Genomic DNA, 26606 nt, shown 5'->3' with positions numbered 1-26606 from the left:
CCCTAAAGGACAGACTGGAGAAACTCCTTGGTGCGCGCTTCTTTCGGTGCTTGAAATATCTGTTCGGGCGTGCCCTGTTCGCAGATGCGCCCTTTGTCGAAAAAGCACACACGATCAGAGACTTCTCGCGCAAAGCGCATTTCGTGGGTAACCAGCAGCATGGTGAGATCATGCTCCTGCGCAAGACTGCGGATGACTGACAACACCTCGCCAACAAGCTGCGGATCCAGCGCCGATGTCGGTTCATCAAACAGCAGGACACGCGGACGCATTGCCAGTGATCGTGCTATGGCAACACGCTGTTGCTGACCGCCCGATAATTGGGATGGATAGTGATCCTTCTTGTCCGAGAGGCCGACAAGAGAAAGCAGGTCCAGCGCGCGTGCTTCGGCTTCCGCACGTTTAAGACCAAGGACATGGACGGGCGCTTCGATGACGTTGCGCATTACGGACATGTGGGGGAAGAGATTGAAGCTCTGAAACACCATCCCGACATGCGATCTGATCTTCCGCAAATGTGCTTCGCTGGCATAAAACGGTTCTTTGCCGCCGGTCTCATGATAGGGCACACCACCCAATTCCAGCGTGCCTTCCTGAAAGGGTTCAAGTGTCATGAGAATGCGCAGCACGGTAGATTTGCCGGATCCGGATGGGCCAATGAGCGTAACTTTTTCGCCTGTTGTGACCGAGAAATTGAACTGATCCAATACGGTCAGTGCTCCAAAGCGTTTGACGACGTTCTGAAAGCGAATGATTTCCTGCGTCATTTGAGAGCGATCCCGTTCTTTGGAAGTGTTCGTTCAAGCAGACGGATGACTGCTGAACAGATGAGTGTCAAAATGAGGAAGATCAGGCCGACCATCGATAGCGGTACGAGATATTCAAAGGTACGATCGCCGATCAAGTTGGCAAGATTGAGCATGTCGACGATGCTGACGACCGAGAGAACCGGCGTTTCCTTCAGCATCGAGACCAGATAGTTGCCCATGGCCGGAATGATCCGGGGAACCGCTTGCGGTATGACGATATCGCGATATGTCCTCCACGGCGTCAGATTGAGCGCGCGGGCCGCTTCCCATTGTCCACGAGGAATGGCCTCAATGCCGCCGCGATAAACTTCGGATGTATAGGCTGAGTATTGCAGGCCGAGCGCCAGAGCGCCGGTTAAAAATGCTGGCAAGACAATGCCATAGACTGGCAGTACGTAATAAAGAAAGAAGAGCTGCACCAAGAGCGGCGTATCCCTCAAGAACTCCACCACAACAGCCGTGGGCCAGGAAACGATTTTGTAACGGCTGCGCCGTAAAAGCGCAAAGACCAGTCCAAGCGCCAAGGCGATGGCAAAACCGGTTGCTGCAGCTTTCAGCGTTACGGTCAGACCGATAGCCAGGATCGGCAAGATCGATATGGCGAAGGACAGTGTGGACGTGGTGTCCCAGGCATAACCATAGATCATGCGAAACCTCCAGCCATGGTCTGGCGGCGAAGGCGTCGTTCCAGCCATCTTATTGCAGTCGCAAGCAAAAGAGCCATCGCGAAATAGCCAAGCAGTGTCAGGGAATAAATGGTCACGCTATCCAATGTCAGGTTGCGCAATCTTTGGGCCTGAAATGTCAGGTCGCTGATAGCGATCAGGGACGCAAGAGCGGTATCCTTGAGATTATGGATGGCGAGATTGCCAAATGCAGGCATCATCTCGACAATAGCCTGCGGCAAGACAATGTGGAACAGCGTGTGTCTTTTGCCAAAATTGAGCGCGCGTGCCGCTTCATGTTGGGCTTCTGGTACGGCCTGCAGCGCACCGCGCACGACCTCGGCACCATAAGCACCGATATTCAGGCCAAGACCCATGATGCCCGTGGTGACGGGGTCAAAGGAAATGCCGATCAGGGGCAAGGCATAGTAGAGCCAGAACAGCTGTACCAGAAGCGACGTGCCCCGGAAGACTTCAATATAGACCACGGCGAGCGCCGACAGGATTCTCCCGCCTGCAAAGCGCGCTATTCCCGCCGCAAACGCGAATATGGTGCCTATCACCATCGAGCTCAAAGCAAGTACGATGGTGACTTGGGCGCCTTTGAAAAGGGCGGGTAAATATTCCGTCCAATGCATAGGGTCGTCTCCCGGGCAGAGAGACCCGCCGATATTATTGAGATCGGCGGGCGCTGATAAGCTTACTTTGCGTTGCAGAGTGCTGCTGTGTCTACAGCGCGTGCAGCTTCTACGCTTTCTTCGCTAAGTCCATATGTTGTCAGGATTTTCTTGTAGTCGTCGGTCTTCTTGAATTCGATAAGCTCTTTGTTAAAAGCTTCATAAAAGTCCTTGTCTTCAGGGCGGAAACTAAAGGCGCCGAAGCTTCGCGCAGATTTCCCCTCAACGACAGGGTCGGTGAATGGATGAGCCTGTTCCAGCTGAGGGGAGTTTTCGACAAGCTTTGCAACCGTGAGTTCGGTTGCAGCATAAGCATCGGCTCGTCCTGTCTGTACGGTGGAGGGCGCATCGGCATTGCCCTGGATCATCACGATCTGGGATTCGTCAATCCCCATTCCATGCAGGAAGTCGATTTGGTCTGCACCTGATACGATAGCGACCTTCAGGGATGGGTCCTTCTTGATGTCGTCATAGGAGTGAATTTTTTTGGGGTTGCCTTTGGGCACCAGAAGACCTTCACCATAGCTGGAATTGGCAACGGTAAACTGCACCTGCTTGCACCGTTCCGGCAAGACATTCTGTTCGGCAGCGACGAATTCAAAACGCTTGGCTTTCAAGCCCGGGATAAGCGAGCCGAATGGCGTGACCGTCCAGTCAACTTCTTCAATGCCAAGTTTTTTGAAGATCGCTGCCGCCACGTCAGGGCCAATACCCTTCGCCGCCCCGCTTTCGTCCATGTAACCATAGGGCATCTCGTTGGCTGTTGCGCCACGGACAAAGCCAGCGCTTTTCAGATCGTCGATCGTGACGGCGTGAGATGGCAGGGTGAGGGCAATGGTTGCTGCCGCAGAAAGCAGGGTAGAAATCGTATAAAGTTTCATACGCATTGTGTTCACTCCTCTTTGAAATTACCGGTTTGTTTTAATCCGGCTTATTGCTTCGGTAGTTCAATGGGTTTCAGTTAACGCGCTACGGGTTCCTCGCAGATTGTGGCAATGACCGAGAGGCAGTCACCCATCTTGACGAGCCCCGGAAAGTGACGGGCAGCCAGAACACCGTCGAGCTTGGCGCGGTGTTCCTGCGGTGCACTGCCGGTTCGCGCTATGTTATGGACGCGGGCGATGAGGTCACCCTTCCAAATTTCGGAACCCAGATCGACGAGCGGTTCCAATAGGCCGTCTGTGTCTGCAAAGCCGAAACAATCCTTTGACGGCATATCGAGCCAGACCGTCGGCGACTGTTCAATCTCACCTTCCAGAATGCCGGAATGGCGCAAAAGGTTGCGCACGCCGCGTTTTGCTATTGCGGCCGTGCGGGCGGATATGGTTCCACCACCTGCGAGCTCGGTTGTCACAAAGACCTTCCCAGCTTCTTCCGCAGTGGTGTCATACATGCCCACCGCATCTATCTCGACCATGCGCATGGAATAGGGCGCGGAGAAGGCCTTGACTGCGGAAAAGCAGCGGCTTTCCTGTACCTTGTCGGGCAGAGCATGTGCAGCCGCATAGGGTAGGAAATCCAGCGTGCGCCCCCCTGAATGGAAGTCCAATACGATGTCGGCTTCTGGCATAAGATAGCGCGTGAAGTAGTCGGCGATTTTCTCCGTGACCGTACCGTCAGGACGGCCCGGAAAACTGCGATTGAGATTGCCCTTGTCGATTGGGGAGGTGCGGGTGCCCTTCTGAAAGGCTGGGAAATTCATCGCAGGAACGATGATGACGCGACCATTGATTTGCTCCGGCTTCAGACTTGCTGCGAGATCATAGAGCGCCACAGGCCCTTCATATTCGTCGCCGTGATTGGCGCCGGTCAGCAGTGCCGTCGGACCATCACCGTTGCGGATCACGCAGATTGGGATCATCACTGAGCCCCATGCGGAATCGTCCCGCGACCACGGCAGCCGCAAATGGCCATGCTGGATTCCATCCCGCGTAAGATCGACAGTGGGTGTGATCGGGGAGGGGCGTGGAGGTGGCGTTGTGTGCATCATGAAACTAGTCCTTGACCACCAGCTTGCGTGGTACCTTTGAAAGGCATTCGACGCCGGTTTCGGTGATGACGATGCTTTCTGTGATTTCCAGCCCCATGGTTTCAAGCCAAAGCCCCGTCATGAAGTGAAAGGTCATGCCTGGCTGCAATTCAGTGCGATCACCAGGCCTCAGGCTCATCGTGCGCTCACCCCAATCTGGCGGATAGGAAAGACCGATCGAATAGCCTGTGCGATTATCTTTAATGATGCCATATTTCTTGAGAACACCGAAAAATCCTGAAGCAATGTCTTCACAGGTGTTGCCGGGCCGGGCAGCCGCGAGACCAGCCTCCATTCCCTCCAGTGTGGCCTTTTCGGCATCGAGAAATGCCTGTGTCGGCTTGCCCAGGAAGACAGTTCGAGACAGCGGGCAATGATAGCGCTTGTAGCACCCCGCAATCTCGAAGAACGTACCTTCGCCGGATTTCATCGGCAAATCGTTCCATGTGAGGTGGGGGGCGGAAGCATCTGCACCAGAGGGCAAGAGCGGTACGATGGCTGGATAATCACCGCCAAATTCGCCCACACCTCGTATTCCGGCGTCATAGATTTCTGCCACAAGATCGCATTTGCGCATGCCCGGTTCTATTGTATCGACGATACGTTTGTGCATCGCTTCGACAATGAGGCCCGCCTTGCGCATGTAGTCGATCTCTGTGGGGCTTTTGACGGCACGTTGCCAATTCACCAGTCCCTGAGCGTCCTTGAACCGCGCATTCGGCAAGTGCCTTTGCAGAGCGTGATGGGCCGCTGCCGTATACCAATAATTGTCGAACTCCACCGCTATCGTTTTATAGCCCCAACCTTTGTCGTCAAGGATGGATGCCAGCAAATCCATGGGGTGACGTTCCAGTGACTGCACATAATGATCCGGATAGCCGATAATGCTGTCGTGGCTGATCCAGGCCGTGCGTTTTGCGCCGTTTCCGTCTTGACGGCGCCCATACCAGATTGGTTCTCCATCCATTGCAAGGACGATGCATTGATGAACATAAAAGGACCAGCCGTCATAACCGGTCAGCCAATGCATGTTGGACGGATCGGTTACAATGATGATATCGAAACCAGCCTTCTCCATAGCGCGTCTGGTCTTGGCAATTCTGGCGTCATACTCGGCGCGGGTGAAATTGAGTTCAACGCTCATTGATTGGCTCCAGCAGATTTGTTCGAGTCGATTTTGGCACCAGCGTCGCGCTTGGTTGCGCGTTCCGTGGCAAGACGTGCAATGGCCGTGTCCTGAACGCCGGTGCCCGTCAGGTCGCAAAATGTGATGTCTTCGGCATTACGGAGGAAACTGCCCCCCTCTGAAATGATCTGTCCGAGTTCAGGGAAATGGGCATCGGCAGCAACGATCCCGGCGTCGATTGCGTGATGCAATTCTCCTAACCTGCGCGTCTGGCTGAGGCTGTCCGCGACATACAGGATCGGTCGGCGAAAGATCTCGGGTTCTATTTCGTTCTTGTGTTCGGCATCCGAACCCATGGCGGTGAGATGTTGCCCCGGCTCCAGCCAGTCAGCCTCGATGAGTGGCTTTTCTGACGGTGTGGTCGTGACGATGATATCGGCCCCCGCACAGGCCTTTCGCGCATCTTCAACGGGAACGACCGGGATTCCTAGCTTCTGTTCCAGGACCGCCGCTGCGCTTGTCGCTTTCTTGAAATCGCGTGCCCAGATGCGGGCTTCCCCGATCCGGCGCACCAGAGTGAGGGCTTCGAGCTGCAATTGGGCCTGTATACCCGCGCCAAAGATTGCGGCTGTGTTGGCGTCTTCTCGGGCCAGATATTTTGCAGCGACCGCGCCCGCTGCTGCGGTGCGCAAGTCAGTCAGATATCCATTGTCGAGCAGCAGGGCTTCGATCAGCCCGGTTTTTGCGGAAAACTGGATCATCAGGCCGTTGGTCGAAGGCAAGCCAATGGAAGGATTGTTGAAGAATCCAGGGCTGATCTTGATCGCGAAACTATCGAGCCCCGGAATATAGGCGGTTTTAACATCGACTTCCCCGCGCTCGGCGGGAATGTCGAGCCGTAGGATCGGCGGCATACGGACGTCTCCACCTGCAAGCGCGCGAAACGCATCTTCGACACAGACGATGGTTTCCAGACCGAGCATAATGAACTGACGAAGATCTGCTTCGCTTAATATCCGCATTTCAGCCATCAGCTCGCTCCCCCACAAAGCCATTCATGATCATGCGATGTTGTTTGGGATCGATATTGCCACCAGAAACAATAATCGCGGTTGGGGTTGAAACTTCAAGTTTGCCACTAAGAAGCGCGCCAACACCAACGGCGGCTGCGCCCTCGATGACTTCATTTTCGTGAAGGGCCATGTGTCTCACACCTGAGGCAATCTCTTCTTCGTCAAGCAAAAGCACGTCATCCAGCAGATCGCGGCACATGGCGAAGGTCCAGCGATTATCTAGACCGATGCCGCCGCCTAGCGAGTCCGCCAGCGAATCCACTTCTTCTACATAGACAGGATGGCCGACGGCGAGACTTGCCTGCATTGCAGCGCCCCGCCGCATTGAGATACCAACTATTCGGGCTTTGGGTTTATGTGCTTTGACTGCGGCGGCGATGCCTGCCGCCAGCCCACCACCGGAAAGCGGGATAAGCACGGTTTCCATGTCAGGCATAGTTTCCAGCAACTCAAGCCCGATGGTTCCTTGGCCCGCGATCACGTGTGGATCATCGAAAGGCGGAACCGCATTCATGTTCTCATCGCGCACAAGACGGACGACTTCCTCCATCGCGTCATCTTGAGACTTTCCGACAATGCGAATATTGGCACCCAGTCGCTCAATCGCCTCGACTTTGTTTCGCGGAACGAGTGAGGAGAGGCAGATAGTGGCTGTGAGACCTTGCAGAGAAGCCGCATGGGCCAATGCGCGGCCATGATTTCCTGTGGAAGCGGTGACAAGTCCAAACTTTCGCTTGGAAGCAGGCACGTTGAGAGCGGCGTTCGTTGCACCACGCAACTTGAAGCTGCCGGTGGTTTGGTGATTTTCAAGTTTGAGGAAGATCGGTGCCCCGGACATTTCACTGAGGCGTTTTGTGCGAACGAGCGGGGTCCGCACAATTTGGCCACGCAGCCTGTCGTGCGCCTGTTCGACTTCCCGGATACTCACCATTGCGGACACGTCTTTCGCCTCTCAAAACTAGTCGAGGAACGGAAAGGCTGCGGCCAATTGCATTGGTGCTGAAATGCAGGACGCAATAATGCACCGTATGCGAAACCGTGTGGTCGCAAGCTCGTTCCCCATGTCTTGAATATTTTCGTTGCAATATGTGTGAAAGACGGGAAAGATCATGTCAATGATTATATTGGATCATTACAATTAGATTTGCGCCACTGTTCTGGCGGCTAGCCTTGCCAGCCCTGTTTGCTCATGCAAGGAAGAGCGCACTGAATTCTCACTGGAACCGGATCAACCGAATGAAATCTGCCCTTAAGCTCGATGCTGTTGATCTGCGTATTCTCGATGCGGTGCAGGAGAATGCGAAAATCACAAAACTTGCATTAGCGGAAAAGGTCGGGCTGTCGCCGACGCCGTGTTGGCTGCGCCTTCGCAAACTGGAAGAAGCTGGCATAGTGACCGGTTATCATGCGCATATCGCCTACCGTAAAGTCGCTCCCATCGCGCATGTCATTGTGCAGATTACACTTGGTAATCATCGTCAAAGTGACTTTGATCGGTTTGAACGTGCCGTTTCGGCGTTGCCGGAAATCATTTCGTGCTGGTCGGTTGGTGGTGGTGTGGACTATTTCCTGATGGTCGCTGCGCGCGATATTGATGGCTACCAGCGGCTGATCGACCGGCTTTTGGACCAGAATATCGGTATCGAGCGCTATTTCACCTATATCGTGACCAAGCTGGTCAAGCATGCGAAGGGCGCTGCGCCACTATCGCTTCTTGCCGACGATCAAGCGTAGACCAAGCGGACTATGCACTGGGCCAAGTTTGGTCCAAATAACCAGTGGCGTCGGTCGCTTTGGTCCAAATCAACGGTGCTCCTATGAGATGCTTTTCCTGAATTGGGAGAAGCATTATGAATGCCGTTCTGGATCATCCGATACAACATGACGGGCTAAAAAGGCTGCGTGAGAAACATCTCTTTCGCGAGCTGGCCTATATCAACGGGCGTTGGGTGGCTGGAGAGAAGGCGGAGACATTTCCGGTTGTGGACCCCGCGACAGGGCAGCGCCTGGCACGGGTCGCAAGCCTGAATGGAACCCAGACGCTTACAGCAATAGATGCGGCGGAAAAGGCCTTTCCTGAATGGGCGCTGTTGCTCCCACAGGAGCGGGCGCGCATTCTGCGGCGATGGTACGAACTGATCGTCCAGAACCAGGATGACCTGGCAGTACTGATGACGCTTGAGCAGGGCAAGCCGCTGACGGAATCCCTCGGCGAGATCGATTATGGCGCGTCTTTCGTTGAATGGTTTGCAGAAGAAGCAAAACGCCTGAACGGTGAAACAATAGCGAGCCATCTGCCCGATGCAGACATGCTGGTACGTCGCGAGGCTCTCGGCGTTGTGGGGCTTGTAACGCCATGGAATTTTCCAAACGCGATGATTACGCGGAAGGCCGCTGCCGCTATCGCAGCGGGTTGTCCGGTCGTTGTTCATCCGTCATCCGAGACGCCGCTTTCCGCACTTGCTCTCGCGGAACTTGGCGAAAGAGCGGGTTTTCCCGCTGGCATCTTCAACGTTGTGACAGGCAAGGCGGCGCCAATCGTCGATACGCTTTGCAATGATACGCGCATACGCGCTTTGAGCTTCACGGGTTCTACTGAGATCGGCAAGCTGATCGCTTCCAAATGTGCGGCAACGGTCAAGCGCCTTGTCATGGAACTTGGCGGGCATGCACCATTGATCATTTTCGATGATGCCGATCTGGAGCGAGCTGTAGACGTGGCCATGGCCGCGAAATTCGCAACCTCCGGTCAGGACTGTTTGGCTGCAAATCGTATTTTTGTTCAGCGCGGCATTCTCGCGTCTTTCACCGAAGCCTTTGCGGCGCGAATTGCTGCGCTCAAGGTGGGCCAAGGCTTTGAAGCGGGAGTAGATATCGGGCCGCTGATGCATAGCCGCGCGGTCGAGAAGGTCGAAGAACACGTGGCGGATGCGCGTTCGCAAGGAGCGCGGGTACTCGTTGGCGGCAATCGCATCGGTGACAATACGTTGTTTTATGAACCGACTTTGCTTGTCGATGTGCCTGATGATGCGGCTATCATGCAGGAAGAAACCTTTGGCCCGGTGGCAGCTATTGCTGCATTCGATCAGGAAGATGAGGTCATCGCGCGGGCCAACGATACAGAATACGGCCTTGTCGCTTATGTTGTGACCGCCAATGGTGCACGGCAGCTGCGGATGGGGCGTGCTCTCGAATACGGCATGGTCGCCATCAATCGCGCCAAGATCACCGGTGCGCCCATACCCTTCGGCGGTTGGAAACAGTCCGGACTGGGACGCGAAGGTTCCCATCACGGCATCCACGCTTTCACTGAACTCAAATATCTCTGCATCGATACCGCCGCATGAATGTGTCGCGCAATGAAAGGAAACTGACAGTGTTAAACAACAGCAACGAATTGACCGCGTGGGACCGCGATCATTTTTTCCACCCATCGACACATATGGGCATGCATGCACGTGGTGAGACTCCAACCCGTGTGTTGGACGATGGCAAGGGTGTGTTTATCACCGACGTGAATGGACGTCAGAGCCTTGACGCCTTTGCCGGACTATACTGTGTGAATGTCGGCTATGGCCGTAAGGAGATCGCCGATGCGATCGCTGAACAGGCCCATAAACTCGCCTACTATCATGCCTATGTAGGCCATGGTACGGAAGTGTCAATTACGCTTGCCAAGATGATTATCGATCGTGCGCCCGATCATATGAGCCGCGTCTATTTCGGCTTGTCGGGTTCCGACGCCAATGAAACCAACATCAAACTGATATGGTATTACAACAATATTCTGGGGCGCCCCGAGAAGAAGAAAATCATCTCGCGCTGGCGCGGTTATCATGGCTCCGGCGTCATGACCGGCAGTTTGACCGGTCTTGCGACTTTCCATAACGCCTTTGATCTGCCGCGTGCGCCCATCTTGCATACGCAGGCGCCTTACTTTTTCCGCCGCGAAGATCGCTCGATGAACGAAGAGCAATTCTCACAATATTGCGCCGACAAGCTTGAAGAGATGATCCTGGCGGAAGGGCCTGACACAATTGCTGCTTTCATCGGCGAGCCTGTGCTGGGTACGGGGGGTATCGTGCCGCCTCCAGCAGGATATTGGCAGAAGATACAGGCCGTGCTCGACAAATACGACATTCTGCTCGTGGCAGACGAAGTCGTGACAGGCTTTGGCCGCCTCGGCAGCATGTTTGGCTCAGACCATTACGGGATGAAACCCGATCTGATTACCATCGCCAAGGGATTGACATCGGCATATGCGCCACTTTCCGGATCGATCGTCTCGGATCGCATGTGGGAAGTGTTGGTCAAGGGATCAGACAAGATGGGAGCGATTGGTCATGGCTGGACCTATTCGGCGCATCCGATCTGTGCTGCTGCCGGTGTAGCAAATCTGAAGCTCATTGACGAACTGAAGCTGGTGGAGAATGCTGGTTCAACCGGCGCTTATTTCCGCAAGGCGCTTCAGGACGCTATCGGCGATCACAAGCATGTCGGAGATGTGCGCGGTGAGGGGCTGATGGCTGCTATCGAGTTTGTGGAAGATCGCGATGATCGTCAATTCTTCGACCCGTCACTCAAGATTGGCGCACAAATTTCGGCCGCCCTTCTTGCCAATGGCGTCATCGGGCGTGCAATGCCCGAAGGTGACATTCTGGGCTTTGCGCCTCCGCTTTGTCTGACGCAGGAAGAAGCGGATCAGGTCGTTTCTGCAACGAAAGCGGCGATTGAAAGCGTTTTCGCAGACCGGTGATAACAAGGCCGCACGGGGCCAACTTCACGAGGAAGTGGCCCCACCTTGTTGACGATATTTCTGCATTCTGCGACATTCGCTTTATGCAGAACTCCATCCCCATTAATCAGGACTACCTTGTTACAAGGCTTAAAGCGCTTCTTTCGATACCAAGCCCAACGGGTTTTACGGATGAAGCCGTCCGCTATGTCGCCCGTGAACTGGAAATGCTCGGTCTGGAAGTGATGCTGACCAGACGCGGTGCAATTCGGGCCCGTAGACCGGGCGCATCCCGGCGCCCGGCGCGGGGTATCGTATCGCATGTGGATACATTAGGCGCGCAGGTTAAGTACCTGAAAGATAACGGTCGTCTTGAACTGGTCTCTATCGGAAACTGGTCTGCCCGTTTCGCAGAAGGCGCACGGGTTTCCATCTTTTCCGGCAAGGGAACCTATCGCGGGTCCATCCTGCCATTAAAGGCATCCGGGCACACCTTCAACGAAGAAGTCGACACTCAGCCGGTCGGCTGGCCCCATGTCGAATTGCGGGTTGATGCACTGGCACGCAACAAGGAAGACCTTGTTCAGCTTGGGATTGATGTGGGCGATATTGTTGCTGTCGATCCCGCGCCAGAGTTTATTGATAACGGCTTCATCGTCTCTCGCCATCTGGATGACAAGGCAGGCGTGGCCATCATGCTCGCCTCACTCGAAGCCATGCAGCGAGGCGGGATCGAAACGCCGGTTGACACCTATTGGCTCTTCACCATCGGCGAAGAAGTTGGGGTCGGCGCGTCGGCTGTGGTGGTTCCCGATATTGCCTCTCTCGTTGCCATCGATAATGGAACGACCGCGCCGGGGCAAAACTCGTCGGAATTCGGCGTAACGCTCGCTATGGCCGACCAGACGGGGCCCTTCGATTATCATCTGACCAAGAAGCTTTATGAACTCTGTGGCGAACAAGATATTCAGGTACAGAAAGACGTGTTCCGGTATTATCGCTCGGATGCGGCTTCTGCCGTGGAGGCAGGGCATGACGTACGGACCGCGCTGTTAACATTCGGCGTTGATGCGTCCCATGGGTATGAGCGCATTCATTTGAGCGCCTTGACCTCAATTGCTAAACTGGCCGTTCATTATGCAATGAGCGACGTGGAAATTAAACGTGACGCCGAAGAAACAGCCAAGGGTTTGAAGGGCTTTACGCATCAAAAATCCACCAAAGCCGAGCAGGATTTGAAGCCTGAAGACACTCCCGCCGAATAGCAGAAACCTTCACAGTTTAAGGGCGGGCCGAGGTCCGCCTTTTTCAGCAGTATGAAATTTATTATGATAATTAGTTGATCCAGAAAAGTTTATGCCTATAAATTAGTGTTAGCTAAATAGGCATAACGAAAGGGGATCGCTCGATGAGAAGATTATTTCGTGCTGCGCTGGCGGCAATGGCGCTCGCAATTGCGGGGCCGGCAATGCCGTCACTGGCTCAAACGCCGCCCAACGTGCTGATCGTGGGGCAGATTGCGGAGCCGCAATCGCTCGATCCGCATACAGTCACCGCAACCAATGATTTCCGTATTCTGGTCAATATCTATGATGGTCTCGTGCGCTATAAGGATGGGACACTCGAGGTTGAGCCTGCATTGGCCGAAAGCTGGACCATTTCAGATGACGGCAAGACTTATCGGTTCAAGCTGCGTCAGGGTATCAAATTTCATGATGGGTCCGATTTCAACGCCGAGGCGGTGAAGTTCAACTTTGATCGGATGTTGAAGGAGGATCATCCTTTCTACAACACCGGGCCATTTCCCCTTTCCTTCAATTTCTCGTCGATTGAAGCCGTCAATGCGATTGATCCGACAACAGTCGAGTTCAAATTGAAAGAGCCATTTGCGCCATTTCTGTCCAATCTGGCTTATCCGACGGGTCTTATCGTTTCGCCCGAAGCTGTGAAGAAATATGGCAAGGAGTTTGGGCGGCATCCATCGGGAACAGGTCCGTTCAAATTTACCGAATGGCAATCCGGTCAACGCGTTGTGGTGGAACGAAACCCCGATTACTGGGACGGCGCGCCCGCTTTGGAAGCCGTTGTGTTCCGCCCAATAACTGATCCGAATACCCGCGTTGCAGAAATGATGGCTGGTGGCCTCGATGTCATGGTGGAAGTGCCGCCAGACAATCTTGCCACGTTCAAACAGGACGCGAATTTTGCCGTAGCGGAACAGGCCGGACCTCATGTCTGGTTCACTATTCTGAATGCAAAAACTGGCCCTTTCGCTGATAAGAAGGTACGGCAGGCTGCAAATTATGCAGTCAACAGACAGGCGCTTGTCGATAATGTTTTGCAAGGCTCCGCGACTGTTGCAGCCGGTCCCATTCCACCGGCGTTCAACTGGGTTGAAGACAAGACGGAGGCTTATCCCTATGACCCCGAAAAGGCCAAAGCATTGCTGGCCGAGGCCGGTGTCACCAATCCGGAAATCACTTTCTATGTGACAGAGGGCGGCTCTGGCATGCTTGATCCCATCACCATGGGGGCGGCGATCCAGGCGGATCTTCAGGCCGTTGGGTTCAAGGTTAAAATCGAGACTTACGAATGGAACACCTTTCTGGGCCGCGTGAACACGGGTCTCGAAGGCAAAGCCGATATGGCCGAAATGGCGTGGATGACCAATGACCCGGATACTGTGCCGTATCTGACGCTGCGGACTGATGCCTTGCCTGACAAGGGCGGATTTAATTCCGGCTATTATTCCAACCCGCAACTGGACGCGCTTCTTGAAAAAGCGCGCACGTCGAACAGCCAGGCCGAACGCGGCAAGCTCTACGGCGAGGTACAGGCGATTGTGCATGACGACGCGCCATGGCTTTTCGTAGCCAATTGGAAACAGAATGCGGTGACAACCGCTGCCGTCAAAGGCCTCAAGCTGCAACCGTCCTTCCTGCTGCATCTGAAAACGGTGACAAAGGAGTAAGCCTCAAACCCGCTTGCCAAAGTCTAGGGCAGCAGTATCTCGGATTTAAAGGAGGGCTTGAAATGCCAGCCTATATTTTAAAACGCCTTGTAGCGGTGATCCCCGTGTTGCTGGGACTTTCGATCATTGTTTTTCTCGTGATGGCCATGATCCCCGGCGACACGGCAACCGCATTGCTCGGCTCCTATGCAACGCCTGAAAACGTCGAGCGGGTAAACCGCGATCTTGGTCTGGATAAGCCTCTCGTGCAGCAGTATTTCATCTGGATCAGCAATCTGCTGCATGGCGATTTCGGCCGTTCCTTCGTTCTCAACAGGCCGGTACTCGATGAGGTTCTGGAACGATTTCATGCGACACTGATCCTGGCTGGCGTGGCGCTCGTCCTGTGTTCCATCGTCGGATTGCTGGCGGGCATCGTCTCAGCCGTACGTCAGTTTGGTTGGGCGGACAGGGCGATCACCTTCGTCGTTCTTGCTGGAATTTCCATCCCCTCATTTTGGCTCGGTCTCCTGCTGATTTATCTTTTCGCTGTTCATTGGCGAATTCTGCCCGCATCCGGTATGTATGCCGTCTATGGCGGCGGTGATCTGAAGGACTTGATCTGGCACCTGATCTTACCTGCTGCAACACTTGCCGTTGTGGCGGCGGGTGTTATCGCCCGATTGACGCGCAGCGCGATGCTGGAAGTTTTGCGACAAGACTATATCCGCACCGCCCGCGCCAAGGGGCTGAACGAGCGACGAGTGATCTACCGCCATGCGTTTCGCGCTGCACTTGTCAGTGTCATTCCCGTGATCGGTATACAGGCAGGGTTTGTGCTGGGCGGAGCGGTCTATATCGAAACCGTATTTCAATGGCCGGGCATAGGCGCGATGCTGGTGAAGGCAATATCCACGCGCGATATTCTGCTGGTCCAAGGCGGTGTGCTTGTGGTGGCTGCGAGCTACGTCCTTTTCAATCTGGTTGCCGATATTTTCCAGACCATGCTTGATCCGAGGATTCGCACATGAGTTTGCTGACACAAAGTGCGGCGGTTGCGGCGCAGACACGATTGACCTCATGGGGGCTGCTCATGAGCAATCGGCTGGCCGCTTTCGGCTTTTTTCTACTGGTCGCGATCTGCCTTGTCGTTCTGGCGGCGCCTTTGCTGCCGTTACCCGATCCGGATGCCACGTCACCCGCGACGCGGTTGCAGCCCTTGTTCACGTCCGGCCATTTGCTTGGAACGGATCAACTGGGCCGGGATATCCTAAGCCGGGTCATCTGGGGGACGCGTGTATCGGTCGCAGTGGGTTTTGCTGCTACTTTGATCGCGGCTGTTATCGGTTCTTCTATCGGTCTGGTCGCTGGCTTTGTGGGTGGGCGCACCGATAATCTGATGATGCGCGGTGTCGATATGCTGATGGCATTTCCCTATATCCTGCTTGCTTTGGCGATTGTCGCAGTTCTTGGCCCCGGACTGATGAATGCGCTGTTTGCAATAGCCGTCGTCAATATCCCGTTCTTTGCGCGCAATGTACGCGGTGTTACGCTGGGTCTCGCACATCGCGAATTCATCGACGCGGCGCGGCTTTCTGGAAAAAGCCCCATCTCGATATTAGCGAGCGAAGTCCTTCCCAATGTGATGCCGGTAATCGTCATCACCATGTCTACGACTGCCGGCTGGATGATCCTCGAAACGGCTGGTCTCAGCTTTCTCGGTCTGGGCGCGCAGCCGCCACAAGCTGATCTGGGTTCGATGCTGGGTGAGGGCAGGGCGCAGCTCTTCAATGCCGCGCATGTGTCGATTGTTCCGGGGCTGATGATTTTCCTGCTTGTGATTAGCTTGAATGTCCTTGGAGACGGTGTACGCGACGTTCTTGATCCACGCCTACGGTCCGGTGCCCTTGCGCGTCCCGGTGCACGAACCGACGTCGCCAGAGATCGAGTTACAAAACCCGAAATATTGGGCAATGCGGCATTGTCGATTGATGGGTTGGAAACAGGGTTCGTCAGCGGCGGGCATTTCTCCCCTGCCGTCAAAAATGTTTCTCTCCAGTTGGAACGGGGGGAATGTCTCGGCCTCATTGGAGAAAGCGGATCAGGAAAGAGCGTTACTGCGCTTTCAATCATGGGGCTTGTCGCATCGCCGCCCGGGCTTATCCGCAATGGCTCCATATTTCTTGAGGGCAGGGATGTGCTTTCCATGCCGGAGACTGAACTGACGGCCCTTCGCGGCAGCAAGGTGGCCTATGTGTTTCAGGACCCGCTCACGACATTGCATCCGATGTATTCCATCGGCTGGCAGGTCGAAGAAGCGATCGGAGCGCATCGGCGCATCACCGCAACGGAGCGGCGCGCGCAAGCAATAGCACTGCTTGAGAAAGTTGGCATTCCAGACGCCAGGGAACGCGCCAGTCACTATCCGCATCAGCTTTCCGGCGGCCAGCGCCAGCGTGTTGGCATTGCAATGGCTCTGGCAAATGATCCCGATATCATCATCGCCGACGAACCGACGACGGCGCTCGATGTAACGGTACAGGCCAAAATTCTCGATTTGCTGCGCGAATTGCAGCGTGAACGCGGCATCGCGCTGTTGTTCATCACCCATGACTTTGGCGTGGTTTCAGAAATCTGCGATCGCGTTGCGGTGATGAAGGATGGCGAGATTGTCGAGACGGGCACGGCGAGGGCAGTCCTGTCCAACCCGCAGCATGACTATACCAAGCGGCTCATTGCGTGCGTGCCAGAACTCGGACAGGGCGCAAGTTTTTTGAACAAAGTAGCTAAAGTCTTTGGACGCGGGAATAAAGGCATGACAGCATGAGTGAAATTGCTATCAGTGCACGCGATCTGACCAAAACCTTTGGCGGGGGACGAACGCTCTTCGGTCGAAAACGCCATCAGGTTGATGCGGTTAAAAAAGTATCTCTTGATTTGCGGCGGGGGGAGACCCTTGCCGTGGTCGGCGAAAGCGGCTCCGGCAAGAGCACCCTTGCGCGCATGTTTGTCGGGCTGACGGAACCCACAAGTGGGACCATGACAATCGCGGATCGCGATGCGACCGATCTGCGCAAAGCGGGGGCTTCAGCATTTGGCAAGGTCATCCAATACGTCTTTCAGGACCCTGTCGCTTCGCTCAACCCCCGCAAGACAATAGGACAAATTCTTGACGTTCCGCTTAAGCTTCTGGGCAAACTCGACACGGCGCAGCGCAAGCAGAAGATGGTGCAACTGCTTGATGCCGTGCAGATGCCAAAAGACACGCTGGAACGCTATCCGCATGAGTTCTCTGGCGGGCAAGCACAGCGGATTGCAATAGCGCGAACACTCGCAGCGGAGGCCGAGATTATCGTGCTGGATGAACCAGTCAGTGCACTTGATGTTTCGGTGCAGGCTCAGGTTCTGTTGCTTCTGGACCAGCTCAAACGGGAGTTCGATCTCTCCTATCTTTTTATAAGTCACGACCTTGCGGTTGTGGAAGCAATTTCAGATCGGGTGGCGGTGATGTATTTCGGAGAAATTGTGGAAGAAGCCCCGACCCGCGATCTTTTCGCTCATCCGCAACACGCCTATACGCGACAATTGCTGGAAAGCGCACCCCGCATCAGGAAAGAGTAGAAGCGTATGGTCAAGACGGACCTTAAAAACAAGGACGAAACACGGGCGCGTGCGCGCGTGAATAAAGCCAAGCGTAGGCCGGAAGAGATCGCCGATCGCATCAAGGATTTCATTAGGGCGAAAACCTTGGAGCCCGGGGACCGGTTGCCTCAGGAAAAGGAATTGATCGATCAGTTCAAAGCCGCCAAGGGGACTGTTCGTGAGGCAATGAAAGCACTTGAAACGCAAGGGCTTATCTATACGCGCAGCGGGCCGGGCGGCGGCGCATTTGTGGCGGAGCCATCGGCACGACATGCTATGGAAATGCTGGGCAGCTTCTTCTTCTTCGATCAGCCAAGCTTGAGCGAAATCTACTCCATCCGCAAACTTCTGGAACCGGAAATTGCGGCATTGCTGGCAGGCAGGCTCATGCAAGGCGATATCATCCAACTGGAAAACACCATGCGCCTTTATGATCGCCCGCCTATCGATCTGGACGACCAGTGCCAGCAGCGTGTGGCGGAACTCGATTTCCATTCGCTGCTGGCGCGATTGTGTCCTGACCGACTGCTCGGTTTCATCTGCGGGCTGACGCACCATCTTCTGCGGAACCTGCCTGTCGCACGGAGCATCTATGCAGATCCCACGCCTGCATCCCGTGAAGCTGGCCTTGTTTTCCAGCACCGCCTGCTGGCCGCACTTATAGAGGACAGACCAGAGGATGCACGACGCATCGCCTACGAACATATGCTAGCTGCCGAAGATTATATGCTCGCGAAGGCCAAGACAGTTGGCGGAGCGGATTAGGAAAAACCGATAAAATTGGGAACCATCCCGGCGCTCCTGCATTTGCAACTATGAGGGCCGCCGCCAGTTGTTATGCGACGGCCCCTTTCGTGAGGGCATAGCCCGTAAGCTGTGAAGCAATTTTCGGGCTGTGCAATGAACGAGGGCAGGGACAAACGGATTTCCGTTTGAAGCGGCTCTCGTGATGACAATGGAGGTTTTGACCCTTTTTATGTGTGGAATTTGCGGAGAAGTCAGGTTCGATGGCGGTACGCCATCGGTTTCGGCAGTCTCGAAAATGGCGGATGTTTTAAGCCCCCGCGGGCCGGACGCATCTGGTATCGTCATCCGGGGCAATATTGGCTTCGGTCACAGAAGACTGAGGATCCTCGATCTTTCCGAAAAATCGCAGCAACCAATGATCGACGCCGACCTCGGTCTCACACTGGTTTTCAATGGATGCATCTACAATTTCCGCGAGTTGCGCGCAGAACTTGAAGCAAAGGGTTATCACTTCTTCTCCGATGGAGATACGGAAGTGATTTTAAAGGCCTGGCATGCATGGGGAGAAAATTGCGTCTCTCGATTTTTGGGAATGTTCGCATTCGCAATCCACGAACGGGACACGGGAAGGATCATTCTCGCTCGCGACCGTTTCGGGATAAAGCCGCTCTATCTTGCCGAGGTCAACGGCGCGTTGCGTTTTGCGTCTTCGCTGCCCGCATTGGTGAAAGCTGGCGGCGTTGATACTTCAATCGACCGCGCTGCTCTCCACAATTACATGAGCTTTCACGCGGTCGTTCCACCGCCGCGCACGATCTATGAAGGTGTGCGTAAGCTTCCACCTGCAACGATGCGCATTTATGAAGCCAATGGCAATTTCAAAGACCGGATTTACTGGCAGGCGCCCTATCGCCGACTGCCGGGTGACAGCACTCTGAGCCGTGAGGAATGGCAGGAGCAATTGTTGGACATGCTCCGTGTGGCAGTCAAAAGACGCATGATTTCTGATGTTCCGGTCGGCGTTCTTCTTTCCGGCGGCGTGGATTCCAGCCTCATTGTAGGGCTGCTGGCTGAAGCAGGTCAGACCGGCCTTATGAGTTTTTCTGTCGGCTTCGAAGAAGCCAATGGTGAGAAAGGCGATGAGTTCGTCTATTCGGACCTGATAGCCGAGCATTTCGGAACGGATCACCACAAAATCTTTGTTCCTTCGGCGGTTCTCATGGACGCCTTGCCTGGAACCATTGCCGCCATGTCGGAGCCGATGGTTTCCTATGACAATGTGGGCTTTTACCTCCTCTCGAAGGAAGTGTCGAAGCACATCAAGGTTGTCCAATCGGGGCAGGGCGCAGACGAGGTGTTCGGTGGCTATCACTGGTATCCGCCTCTCGTCGATTCCAACGATGTGGTCAGCGACTATGCCAAGGGATTCCGCGACCGGACGCATGCAGTGCTCGCAACGCAATTGTCTCCGGAGTGGATGTCTGAACAGGATTACAGCCAGCAACTTCTGGAAGAGAGGCTGCTTGAGGATGGCGCCGATACGCCCGTGGATCGCGCGTTGAGGCTCGATACCAATGTGATGCTCGTGGACGACCCGGTCAAACGCGTCGATAACATGACGATGGCATGGGGTCTGGAAGCGCGGGTGCCCTTCCTTGACCATGAGCTCGTTGAACTGGCAGCGCGGATACCTCCTGAGGAAAAGCTGCGCGACGGCGGCAAAGGTATCCTCAAGGACGTTGCGCGGAAGATCATCCCAAGCGAGGTCATCGACCGGAAGAAGGGTTATTTTCCGGTGCCGCAGCTCAAATATATCGCCGGGCCCTATCTCGACATGTTGCGCGATGCGTTGTCATCCCAGAAGGCGCGCGAACGTGGGCTTTTTCAGCGCGACTACCTGGAGCGTCTGTTCACAAAACCCTCAGACCACATCACGCCATTGCGTGGGTCGGAATTGTGGCAGGCGGGCCTGTTGGAGATGTGGCTCCAGACGCAGGAGGCATAAATGCATAACCATGGTGAGGAACGTATGACCCGGCAGAAAGCCAGGGGCGGTAAAGCTCTTTCGCATCGTCTGACACGCTTGCGCACGCCTGAAAGTGCAGGGTTTTACCAGGAGCATTCTCAAGGCCATAAGGCGGAAACTGATAGCAGGCATCGCAATGTAGCACTCGATTGTGGATGGGGCCGTTTGTTGTTTGCTCAGACATTTGACAGCAACCAAGCCATTGTTGACGCGATGCGGGCCGAAGCTCCGGCAAGTAGAGATATCCTGTTTTATGTCAGCGATCCGCATGTGCTATTGTCGCTGGCACCGCACGAGATTTTTCTCGATCCGTCGCATACTTACCGTCTGGAACTGTCGACCTACCGGGCTGGCGGGCGTCGCACACGCGGCATCACCATTCGTCGCGCCATTTCGGAAACTGATGCAGATGGTATCAATGGGGTCTATACAGCGTGCGGGATGGTTCAGCTTCGGGAAGATTTTTTCTCAGCCGAGCGCGTCAACCGCGCTGTGACCTATTTTGTCGCTCAGGACGACGCCACTGGCGAAATTGTTGGAACGGTCACTGGCATCGACCATCAGCGCTTGTTCGACGATCCTGATCGCGGGGCGTCCCTCTGGTGCCTCGCGGTTCATCCGCAGGCGCGTCAACCCGGTATTGGTGAAAAGCTGGTGCGCATGCTGGCCGAACATTTTCAGGCGCGTGGGTTGCGTCATATGGATTTGTCGGTGCTGCATGACAATGAAAACGCTATCCGTCTGTATGAGAAACTTGGATTCAATCGCGTTCCGCTTTTTGCGGTTAAGTGCAAAAACGCCATCAATGAAAAGTTCTTCGCATCTCGTCTCGAAGCCGTTGAGGCACTTAATCCCTATGCGCGGATCATTGTGGATGAAGCAATGCGCCGGGGTGTCCAGGTTGATGTAACAGATGCGGAAGGCGGCTTCTTTCGTCTCTCTTACGGGGGGCGTTCGGTTCATTGTCGCGAAAGCCTGTCTGAGATGACCTCCGGCGTTGCGATGTCGATCTGTGATGATAAGGCCGTGACCAGACGGGTTGTTGAAAAAGCGGGACTGAGCGTGCCTGCACAGATTTCCGCCGACGCCCCCCCTGAAATACTCGAAGCTTTCTTGCGTCAACATGGGAAGCTTGTCGTCAAACCGGCGCGCGGAGAACAGGGCCAGGGGATCTCTGTTGGAATATCCGATATGAAGCAGCTGCAAACGGCAATCAAACAGGCGCGCACTGTTTGTGATCGGGTTCTGCTGGAAGCTTGTTTTGATGGGGAGGATTTGCGTCTGGTTATTATCAATTATCAGCTCGTCGCAGCAGCGGTGCGTCGCCCCCCACGTGTGGTGGGTGACGGAAAGACACCTGTGCGAAAGCTCATCGAGATTCAATCACGTCGTCGCTCTGCCGCTACTGGTGGTGAAAGCCGCATCCCTATCGACGCTGAAACTAAAAGATGTCTCCAAGAGCAGGCGCTATCGCTCGATAGCGTACTTGAAGACGGCCATGAGATCACGGTGCGCAAGGCTGCCAATCTGCATACTGGCGGGACCATTCATGACGTCACATCTATTGTCGATCCTGAGCTTGTCGACGCGGCTCGTGGTGCCGCGCGTGCAATCAATATTCCGGTGGTCGGCATCGACTTTATGGTCAAGAAACCGGATAGACCGGAGTACATTTTCATTGAGGCCAATGAGCGACCAGGGCTAGCCAACCATGAACCGAGACCAACAGCGGCCAAGTTTGTTGAGTGCCTGTTTCCGCAGCTTCACCACGACGGTTGAAATGGTTATGCATTGACATACTACACGAATAAGTCAGGTTAAGCTGCTATCATATAACGGTAATTTCTTAGTACAAAAGTAAAACATGTGGCCCGCTTTCCGGCGGGCCACATGTTTTGTGTCATGGTCGGGTTGGGGCAGGGGCTGCCCCAAGTGGGTTGTTTGTTATGCCTTGCCGAGACGCTTGCGCAATTCGGTGTTTTCGGAGCGAAGCTTTGCAGCCAGTTCCTTGCGCAGCTTGAGGTTTTCAGCTTCCAGTGCAACAAGCGCCTTGAGATCGTCGCTCGACGATGCCTTGGCAGCAGCCGGTGCTGCGGTCTTTCCAGCAGCATTCTTCCAGTTGTAATAGGTCTGTTCGCTGACTTCAGCCTGCTGCAATGCAGCTTTCAACGTGACCTTGCCACCCTTGGTAGCCTTTTCAACGGAGGCAAGAATAGAAGCGCGTTCGGCTGGCGAATATTTCTTCACCTTGCGACCAGCTGGTGCTGCAGCAGCTGCAGCGGCCTTGGGTGCGCTCTTGGCAGCTTTGGGAGCCTTGGCTGCCTTCGCCGCAGGCTTTGCAGCGGCTGCTTTAGGCTCGGCCTTCTTGCGCGGTGCGCGGGTTTTCGGCTTGCTGCTTGCGGGCTCTGCGGCAGCGGTCTGGTTTGCTTCTACAATGGTTTCATCAGCCATGTTCAGTTTCTCCTGAATTGATACTCGGGTAAGCTTTCCGGGTGCCGAATATATGGGACAATGCTTAATGCAACCATAAGTGCCATTACTTTGACAATTTGTGAAGAGATGCCATCCAAAGACATGCGGCGAGCGATCTATTGTGAAGGCGGATTGATTGTTGAAAACGGGCCCCGAAATCTATAGGTAGAGCGCAGTACCTGTCGTACACTTCCATGGAATTTGATCGAGAAAGCTATTTTCGGATGAAGAATCCAATCCGCAATGTTGTGGTTGAATATAAGAACCGGCGTGCGCGCAAGAGCGGCAACTCTCTTTGGGGCAACCTTGATCTGAAATCGATTGCCCGTGAAGTGGACGAGGATGTCAAGGCGCCGCTCGCAGTCGAGCCGTCAAAGCCCGCTATCTCGCAAACTGGCAGCAAGCCTGCTGAGACCATCGAAGAACCCGCCCCACAGGGGAAAGCCGTTGTTGAGCCGGTAATCTTGGAAGCAATCGCGTCACCGCAAGAAACCGAAACCCTTCCGGCTATCGCCGCTCTCGTCTCGGCAACGCCTGAAAAGAAAAAGCGAATTCCTCGCCGTCACTTGAAGCCGATTGCTGACAAGCCGGTAAAGGCAAAACCATCTCCGAGAGCGAAACTTGATATTCTGGATGAACTGCAAGCGCTTGAGGCCGAGAATACTGCACTAAAACGGCAGTTGGCTGAAAAGCTCAACGCCGAAAACCAGAAAATGCGAAAAATGCTTATGAGGTAGAGGTTAATAATTTATCCGATTGATTGTTTGAATATCTTTCCCGGCGCCTAAACCTGTATTCCCGCCTAAGCAGTAATTATCGTGTCTTATTTGATTTGGAAAAATATGTCGATTTAGTATAAACAATCCGGCGACTGGGGAGCTTTTCGACTTCTTCAGCATCGAAGAGGCGAGACATGGATGCAAAGTCGGTCTATATCACAGTGATGCTGATCATTCTTGCGAATGGCGGCGTCCTGAGTGCAATCCTCTCCGATTTTCCAACCACGCTAAGACCTGCCGCACGGATATGGCAATGGGCGACACTGCTCGTCGCCCTTGGATGTGGAATATTCGCTGCCGAAGTTTACTTGCCGTCGAACCTGGCGATCATTACGGCAAATGTGGTTTTGATGATAGCGCTGAGCATGTATCATCTGGCCATCAGACAGTTTCACGGTTTGCCCCTTTACTCGCACGTTCTGTTGGTGCCGGTCTTGGGTATGCTCCCGTTTCTTTATTACGTTGTCTTCGTTCCAGACATCAAAGTGCGGGTGGTCATCGTTTCGATTCTTTGGACTATCATCATGTTGGCCTCGACAGCTATCCTGATCAGTCCCGAACACTCAAAGGAGTATCAATCCCGTAGTCGGTTTGCGATGGCTGTAATTTACATAATGGCGGCGCTTACTACGATACTGCGCGCAATCCTTTACGTTTCGCTAGATACACAACCGAATTTCACGATTGCGGACAACACCCACTGGATGAACAGCGTGACGCCAGTGTTTCTATCGGTATTGCCGGTTATTGGAACCACAACATTTTTGCTCATGTGCTCCGATCAGGTCAAACGCCGTTGGCAGAATGCTGCATCACGCGATTATTTAACAGACCTGCCAAACCGGCGTTCCCTGATTGCCTATGGCACGTCGATCATAGGGTCCACCGAGGAAACATCCAGTCACCGGGCAGTTGCAATCCTCGATATCGATCAGTTCAAATCCATCAATGATCGTTATGGTCATTTTTCAGGCGACGTCGTTTTGCAAACGCTTGCACAAAGACTAAAAGCCGTTCTGCAGGCTGATGATTTTATTGCTCGTACAGGCGGTGAGGAGTTCGTAATCATTTTTGGCGAAAAAAGCAGCCGTGATGCAGAAATGGCCGCCGAACTAGTCCGTAACACCGTTGCGAGAAATCTGTTTTCTATAGGCGACGCGTCAATATCAGTCACGGTGTCGATCGGACTTGTCGTCCAGAACAAAACGATGAAGTTCGATGACGTGATGATACATGCTGACAAGGCGCTGTATGTCGCAAAGAATAATGGACGCAATCGGATTGAAGTCGTTGCGATAGACACGGAGTGAAACCTTGGCCGTTGCAGGTGAAGGTTCCATAAGATAGATTACGCGATCCAATTGTATAACAGCGGTGGGTTCTAGCTTGAAGTGCGACTTGCAAGCGAGGTAGTTTCGTATCAAGGGTTGATCCATTCAGAGGCCATGACCACGCCAGCAGGGTCATAGCTGAATCGCGCCCTGCGATTGCCCTCCCGCCGAAGCTGAAACCAATCCAATGTGTCGGCGCGGAAAGCCAGCACGCCGAAGTGCTCTTTACCATCAGCACCGTCTGCAAGTTCCGATACAAAGGGCTGCTCGTCAGTTACAAAGGCAAGCTCATCTCCGGGTGGGCCTCCTGCATAGGTCGCACGCGTCCTAGCAGGGAGCATTTCCCAAGCTGTTTCGGCAACTGGGCTACCCGGCGCGTGAAGCTCTACCGTTCCCTGCAATCGAAGCTGCAAACGCGTCTGTGAACAGTAACCGAGCAAGGTCGCATAAGGATGCGCGCCAAATTCACGCCATTTGGCGCTGCGTGTATCCGTGTGGAATTCAAGCATCCGTTTGGTCACGTCGGTTCGCCGAAGCACAACCATTCGCGCCTGAGGGAGGTTTTCGGCATCAACCGAACAGAGATTCACATAACGGAAGCAGGATTCCGGAGAAGACGCCGCCGCTTCAAGCTCGGCCCAAGCAGCAAGTTCCACTTCCTCGATAGGTTCCATTCTATGTCACTCCATATGATAAAAAGCGGCGCTGGCCCAATGACCGACACCGCTTCTTGATTGTTCCAAACAAGAACCGATCAAACGGAACGGGTCACACCACCGTCAACGCGAAGGTTCTGCCCGGTGATGTAACCTGCCCCATCAGACACCAGAAACGCGATCGTCGCGGCGATTTCCTCTGCCGTGCCATAGCGATTCATCGGCACGCTGTCGCGCCGCTCATCAGTAGACGGAAGACTGTCGATCCAGCCGGGCAGCACATTGTTCATACGGATGTTCTTGGCGGCATAGTTATCCGCGAAGATCTTGGTGAAGCTGGCCAGACCCGCCCGGAATGTTGCCGAAGTCGGAAACATAGCCGAAGGCTCCGAGGCCCATGCCGTCGAAATATTGACGATAGCGCCGCCGCCCTGTGCTTCCATAATCGGCGTTACCAGACGGATCGGGCGCACGGCGCTCAGGAAGTAAACCTCCATGCCCTTGTGCCAGTCTTCGTCGGTCAGCTCAAGGATCGGCGCACGCGGACCATGACCGGCAGAATTAACCAGTGCATCCACCCTGCCCCACTTGTCCATCGCCAGATCGACAAGTCGCTTCACATCGTCATTGACCAGATTTGAGCCGGTGACGCCCACGCCGCCCAATTCCTGCGCCAGCGCTTCGCCCTTGCCGGACGAAGACAAGATCGCTACGCGATATCCGTCCTGTGCCAGCTTTCGTGCAGCCGCAGCGCCCATGCCGGAACCGCCAGCGGTGATGATTGCAACTTTTTCTCCAGACATCAAAGGCTCCTTTGTTTCGATATTGAGCACACTATGCCAAATTTTGATAAGACTTTCGCGCCAGAAAGAAACGCATTATACTGTAG

The 26606-nt window shown here is 54.5% G+C and carries 24 protein-coding genes; 13 read left to right on the top strand and 11 right to left on the bottom strand.

From position 1 onward, the window contains the following. Positions 1-2 precede the first annotated feature (2 nt). The 8 genes from ehuA to eutB all read right to left on the bottom strand — a co-directional run bounded on the left by ehuA (position 3) and on the right by eutB (position 7310). Entirely contained in the window at positions 3-767 is a 765-nt protein-coding gene (gene ehuA / locus D8666_RS11380; RefSeq protein ID WP_121537932.1) for an ectoine/hydroxyectoine ABC transporter ATP-binding protein EhuA, read from the bottom strand. Next, on the bottom strand, positions 764-1456 hold the full coding sequence (gene ehuD / locus D8666_RS11375; protein ID WP_121537930.1) for an ectoine/hydroxyectoine ABC transporter permease subunit EhuD: 693 nt from the start codon (positions 1454-1456) through the stop codon (positions 764-766). The genes ehuA and ehuD overlap by 4 nt, the downstream gene beginning before the upstream one ends. Next, a complete protein-coding gene (gene ehuC, locus D8666_RS11370; protein WP_121537928.1) occupies positions 1453-2112 on the bottom strand; it encodes an ectoine/hydroxyectoine ABC transporter permease subunit EhuC in 660 nt (219 codons plus the stop codon). The genes ehuD and ehuC overlap by 4 nt, the downstream gene beginning before the upstream one ends. A 62-nt stretch (positions 2113-2174) precedes the next feature. After that, on the bottom strand, positions 2175-3038 hold the full coding sequence (gene ehuB / locus D8666_RS11365) for an ectoine/hydroxyectoine ABC transporter substrate-binding protein EhuB (protein WP_121537926.1): 864 nt from the start codon (positions 3036-3038) through the stop codon (positions 2175-2177). Between the two features lie 74 nt (positions 3039-3112). Beyond that, a complete protein-coding gene (gene doeB, locus D8666_RS11360; protein ID WP_121537924.1) occupies positions 3113-4141 on the bottom strand; it encodes a N(2)-acetyl-L-2,4-diaminobutanoate deacetylase DoeB in 1029 nt (342 codons plus the stop codon). Positions 4142-4145: 4 nt separating this feature from the next. Beyond that, a complete protein-coding gene (doeA, locus tag D8666_RS11355; RefSeq protein ID WP_121537922.1) occupies positions 4146-5324 on the bottom strand; it encodes an ectoine hydrolase DoeA in 1179 nt (392 codons plus the stop codon). Then, positions 5321-6337, bottom strand: a complete 1017-nt coding sequence (locus D8666_RS11350) for a cyclodeaminase (RefSeq protein WP_121537920.1) — start codon at positions 6335-6337, stop codon at positions 5321-5323. Before D8666_RS11350 ends, doeA begins: the two co-directional genes overlap by 4 nt. Continuing rightward, on the bottom strand, positions 6330-7310 hold the full coding sequence (gene eutB, locus D8666_RS11345; RefSeq protein ID WP_121537919.1) for a hydroxyectoine utilization dehydratase EutB: 981 nt from the start codon (positions 7308-7310) through the stop codon (positions 6330-6332). The genes D8666_RS11350 and eutB overlap by 8 nt, the downstream gene beginning before the upstream one ends. A gap of 305 nt (positions 7311-7615) precedes the next feature. On the opposite strand from eutB, the gene D8666_RS11340 reads away from it, so the two are divergent. From D8666_RS11340 to ngg, 11 genes are all read left to right on the top strand, one after another. Then, entirely contained in the window at positions 7616-8113 is a 498-nt protein-coding gene (locus D8666_RS11340; protein ID WP_121537917.1) for an Lrp/AsnC family transcriptional regulator, read from the top strand. Between the two features lie 116 nt (positions 8114-8229). Continuing rightward, positions 8230-9726 (top strand): NAD-dependent succinate-semialdehyde dehydrogenase, encoded by a 1497-nt coding sequence (locus D8666_RS11335; RefSeq protein ID WP_121537915.1) that lies wholly within the window; start codon positions 8230-8232, stop codon positions 9724-9726. Between the two features lie 29 nt (positions 9727-9755). Further along, a complete protein-coding gene (locus tag D8666_RS11330; RefSeq protein ID WP_121537992.1) occupies positions 9756-11135 on the top strand; it encodes an aspartate aminotransferase family protein in 1380 nt (459 codons plus the stop codon). A gap of 83 nt (positions 11136-11218) precedes the next feature. Next, on the top strand, positions 11219-12379 hold the full coding sequence (locus D8666_RS11325) for an osmoprotectant NAGGN system M42 family peptidase (protein ID WP_121537913.1): 1161 nt from the start codon (positions 11219-11221) through the stop codon (positions 12377-12379). Positions 12380-12522: 143 nt separating this feature from the next. Then, complete coding sequence (locus D8666_RS11320; RefSeq protein WP_121537911.1) at positions 12523-14085, top strand: ABC transporter substrate-binding protein; 1563 nt, start codon at positions 12523-12525, stop codon at positions 14083-14085. Between the two features lie 62 nt (positions 14086-14147). After that, positions 14148-15095 carry an ABC transporter permease gene (locus D8666_RS11315; protein WP_121537909.1) on the top strand — a complete coding sequence of 316 codons (948 nt, stop codon included), beginning with the start codon at positions 14148-14150 and terminating at the stop codon, positions 15093-15095. After that, positions 15092-16891 (top strand): dipeptide/oligopeptide/nickel ABC transporter permease/ATP-binding protein, encoded by a 1800-nt coding sequence (locus D8666_RS11310; RefSeq protein WP_121537907.1) that lies wholly within the window; start codon positions 15092-15094, stop codon positions 16889-16891. Before D8666_RS11315 ends, D8666_RS11310 begins: the two co-directional genes overlap by 4 nt. Then, complete coding sequence (locus tag D8666_RS11305) at positions 16888-17685, top strand: ATP-binding cassette domain-containing protein (protein WP_121537905.1); 798 nt, start codon at positions 16888-16890, stop codon at positions 17683-17685. Before D8666_RS11310 ends, D8666_RS11305 begins: the two co-directional genes overlap by 4 nt. Before the next feature lie 6 nt (positions 17686-17691). Continuing rightward, positions 17692-18471 (top strand): FadR/GntR family transcriptional regulator, encoded by a 780-nt coding sequence (locus tag D8666_RS11300; protein ID WP_121537903.1) that lies wholly within the window; start codon positions 17692-17694, stop codon positions 18469-18471. 211 nt (positions 18472-18682) lie between these two features. Beyond that, complete coding sequence (locus D8666_RS11295) at positions 18683-20458, top strand: N-acetylglutaminylglutamine amidotransferase (protein WP_121537901.1); 1776 nt, start codon at positions 18683-18685, stop codon at positions 20456-20458. Continuing rightward, positions 20459-22258: an N-acetylglutaminylglutamine synthetase gene (gene ngg, locus D8666_RS11290; protein WP_121537899.1), complete on the top strand. Its 1800-nt coding sequence runs from the start codon at positions 20459-20461 to the stop codon at positions 22256-22258. Positions 22259-22423: 165 nt separating this feature from the next. On the opposite strand, the gene D8666_RS11285 is transcribed toward ngg, so the two are convergent. After that, positions 22424-22930, bottom strand: coding sequence for a transposase (locus tag D8666_RS11285; protein WP_121537897.1), 507 nt, complete (start codon positions 22928-22930; stop codon positions 22424-22426). A gap of 245 nt (positions 22931-23175) precedes the next feature. Here D8666_RS11285 and D8666_RS11280 point away from each other — a divergent pair, with 245 nt between their 5' ends. Both D8666_RS11280 and D8666_RS11275 read left to right on the top strand, forming a co-directional pair. Next, positions 23176-23688 carry a hypothetical protein gene (locus D8666_RS11280; RefSeq protein ID WP_121537895.1) on the top strand — a complete coding sequence of 171 codons (513 nt, stop codon included), beginning with the start codon at positions 23176-23178 and terminating at the stop codon, positions 23686-23688. A gap of 176 nt (positions 23689-23864) precedes the next feature. Next, positions 23865-25040 carry a GGDEF domain-containing protein gene (locus D8666_RS11275; RefSeq protein ID WP_121537893.1) on the top strand — a complete coding sequence of 392 codons (1176 nt, stop codon included), beginning with the start codon at positions 23865-23867 and terminating at the stop codon, positions 25038-25040. A gap of 110 nt (positions 25041-25150) precedes the next feature. On the opposite strand, the gene D8666_RS11270 is transcribed toward D8666_RS11275, so the two are convergent. Further along, positions 25151-25735 carry a pyridoxamine 5'-phosphate oxidase family protein gene (locus D8666_RS11270; protein WP_121537891.1) on the bottom strand — a complete coding sequence of 195 codons (585 nt, stop codon included), beginning with the start codon at positions 25733-25735 and terminating at the stop codon, positions 25151-25153. A gap of 80 nt (positions 25736-25815) precedes the next feature. Continuing rightward, positions 25816-26520 (bottom strand): SDR family oxidoreductase, encoded by a 705-nt coding sequence (locus D8666_RS11265; RefSeq protein ID WP_078337470.1) that lies wholly within the window; start codon positions 26518-26520, stop codon positions 25816-25818. Positions 26521-26606 lie beyond the last annotated feature (86 nt).

This window comes from Ochrobactrum soli, from assembly GCF_003664555.1.
In the GTDB taxonomy this organism is placed as follows: domain Bacteria; phylum Pseudomonadota; class Alphaproteobacteria; order Rhizobiales; family Rhizobiaceae; genus Brucella; species Brucella teleogrylli.
The sequence above is the reverse complement of the archived record's forward strand: the minus strand, read 5'-3'. Positions and strand labels throughout refer to the sequence as shown.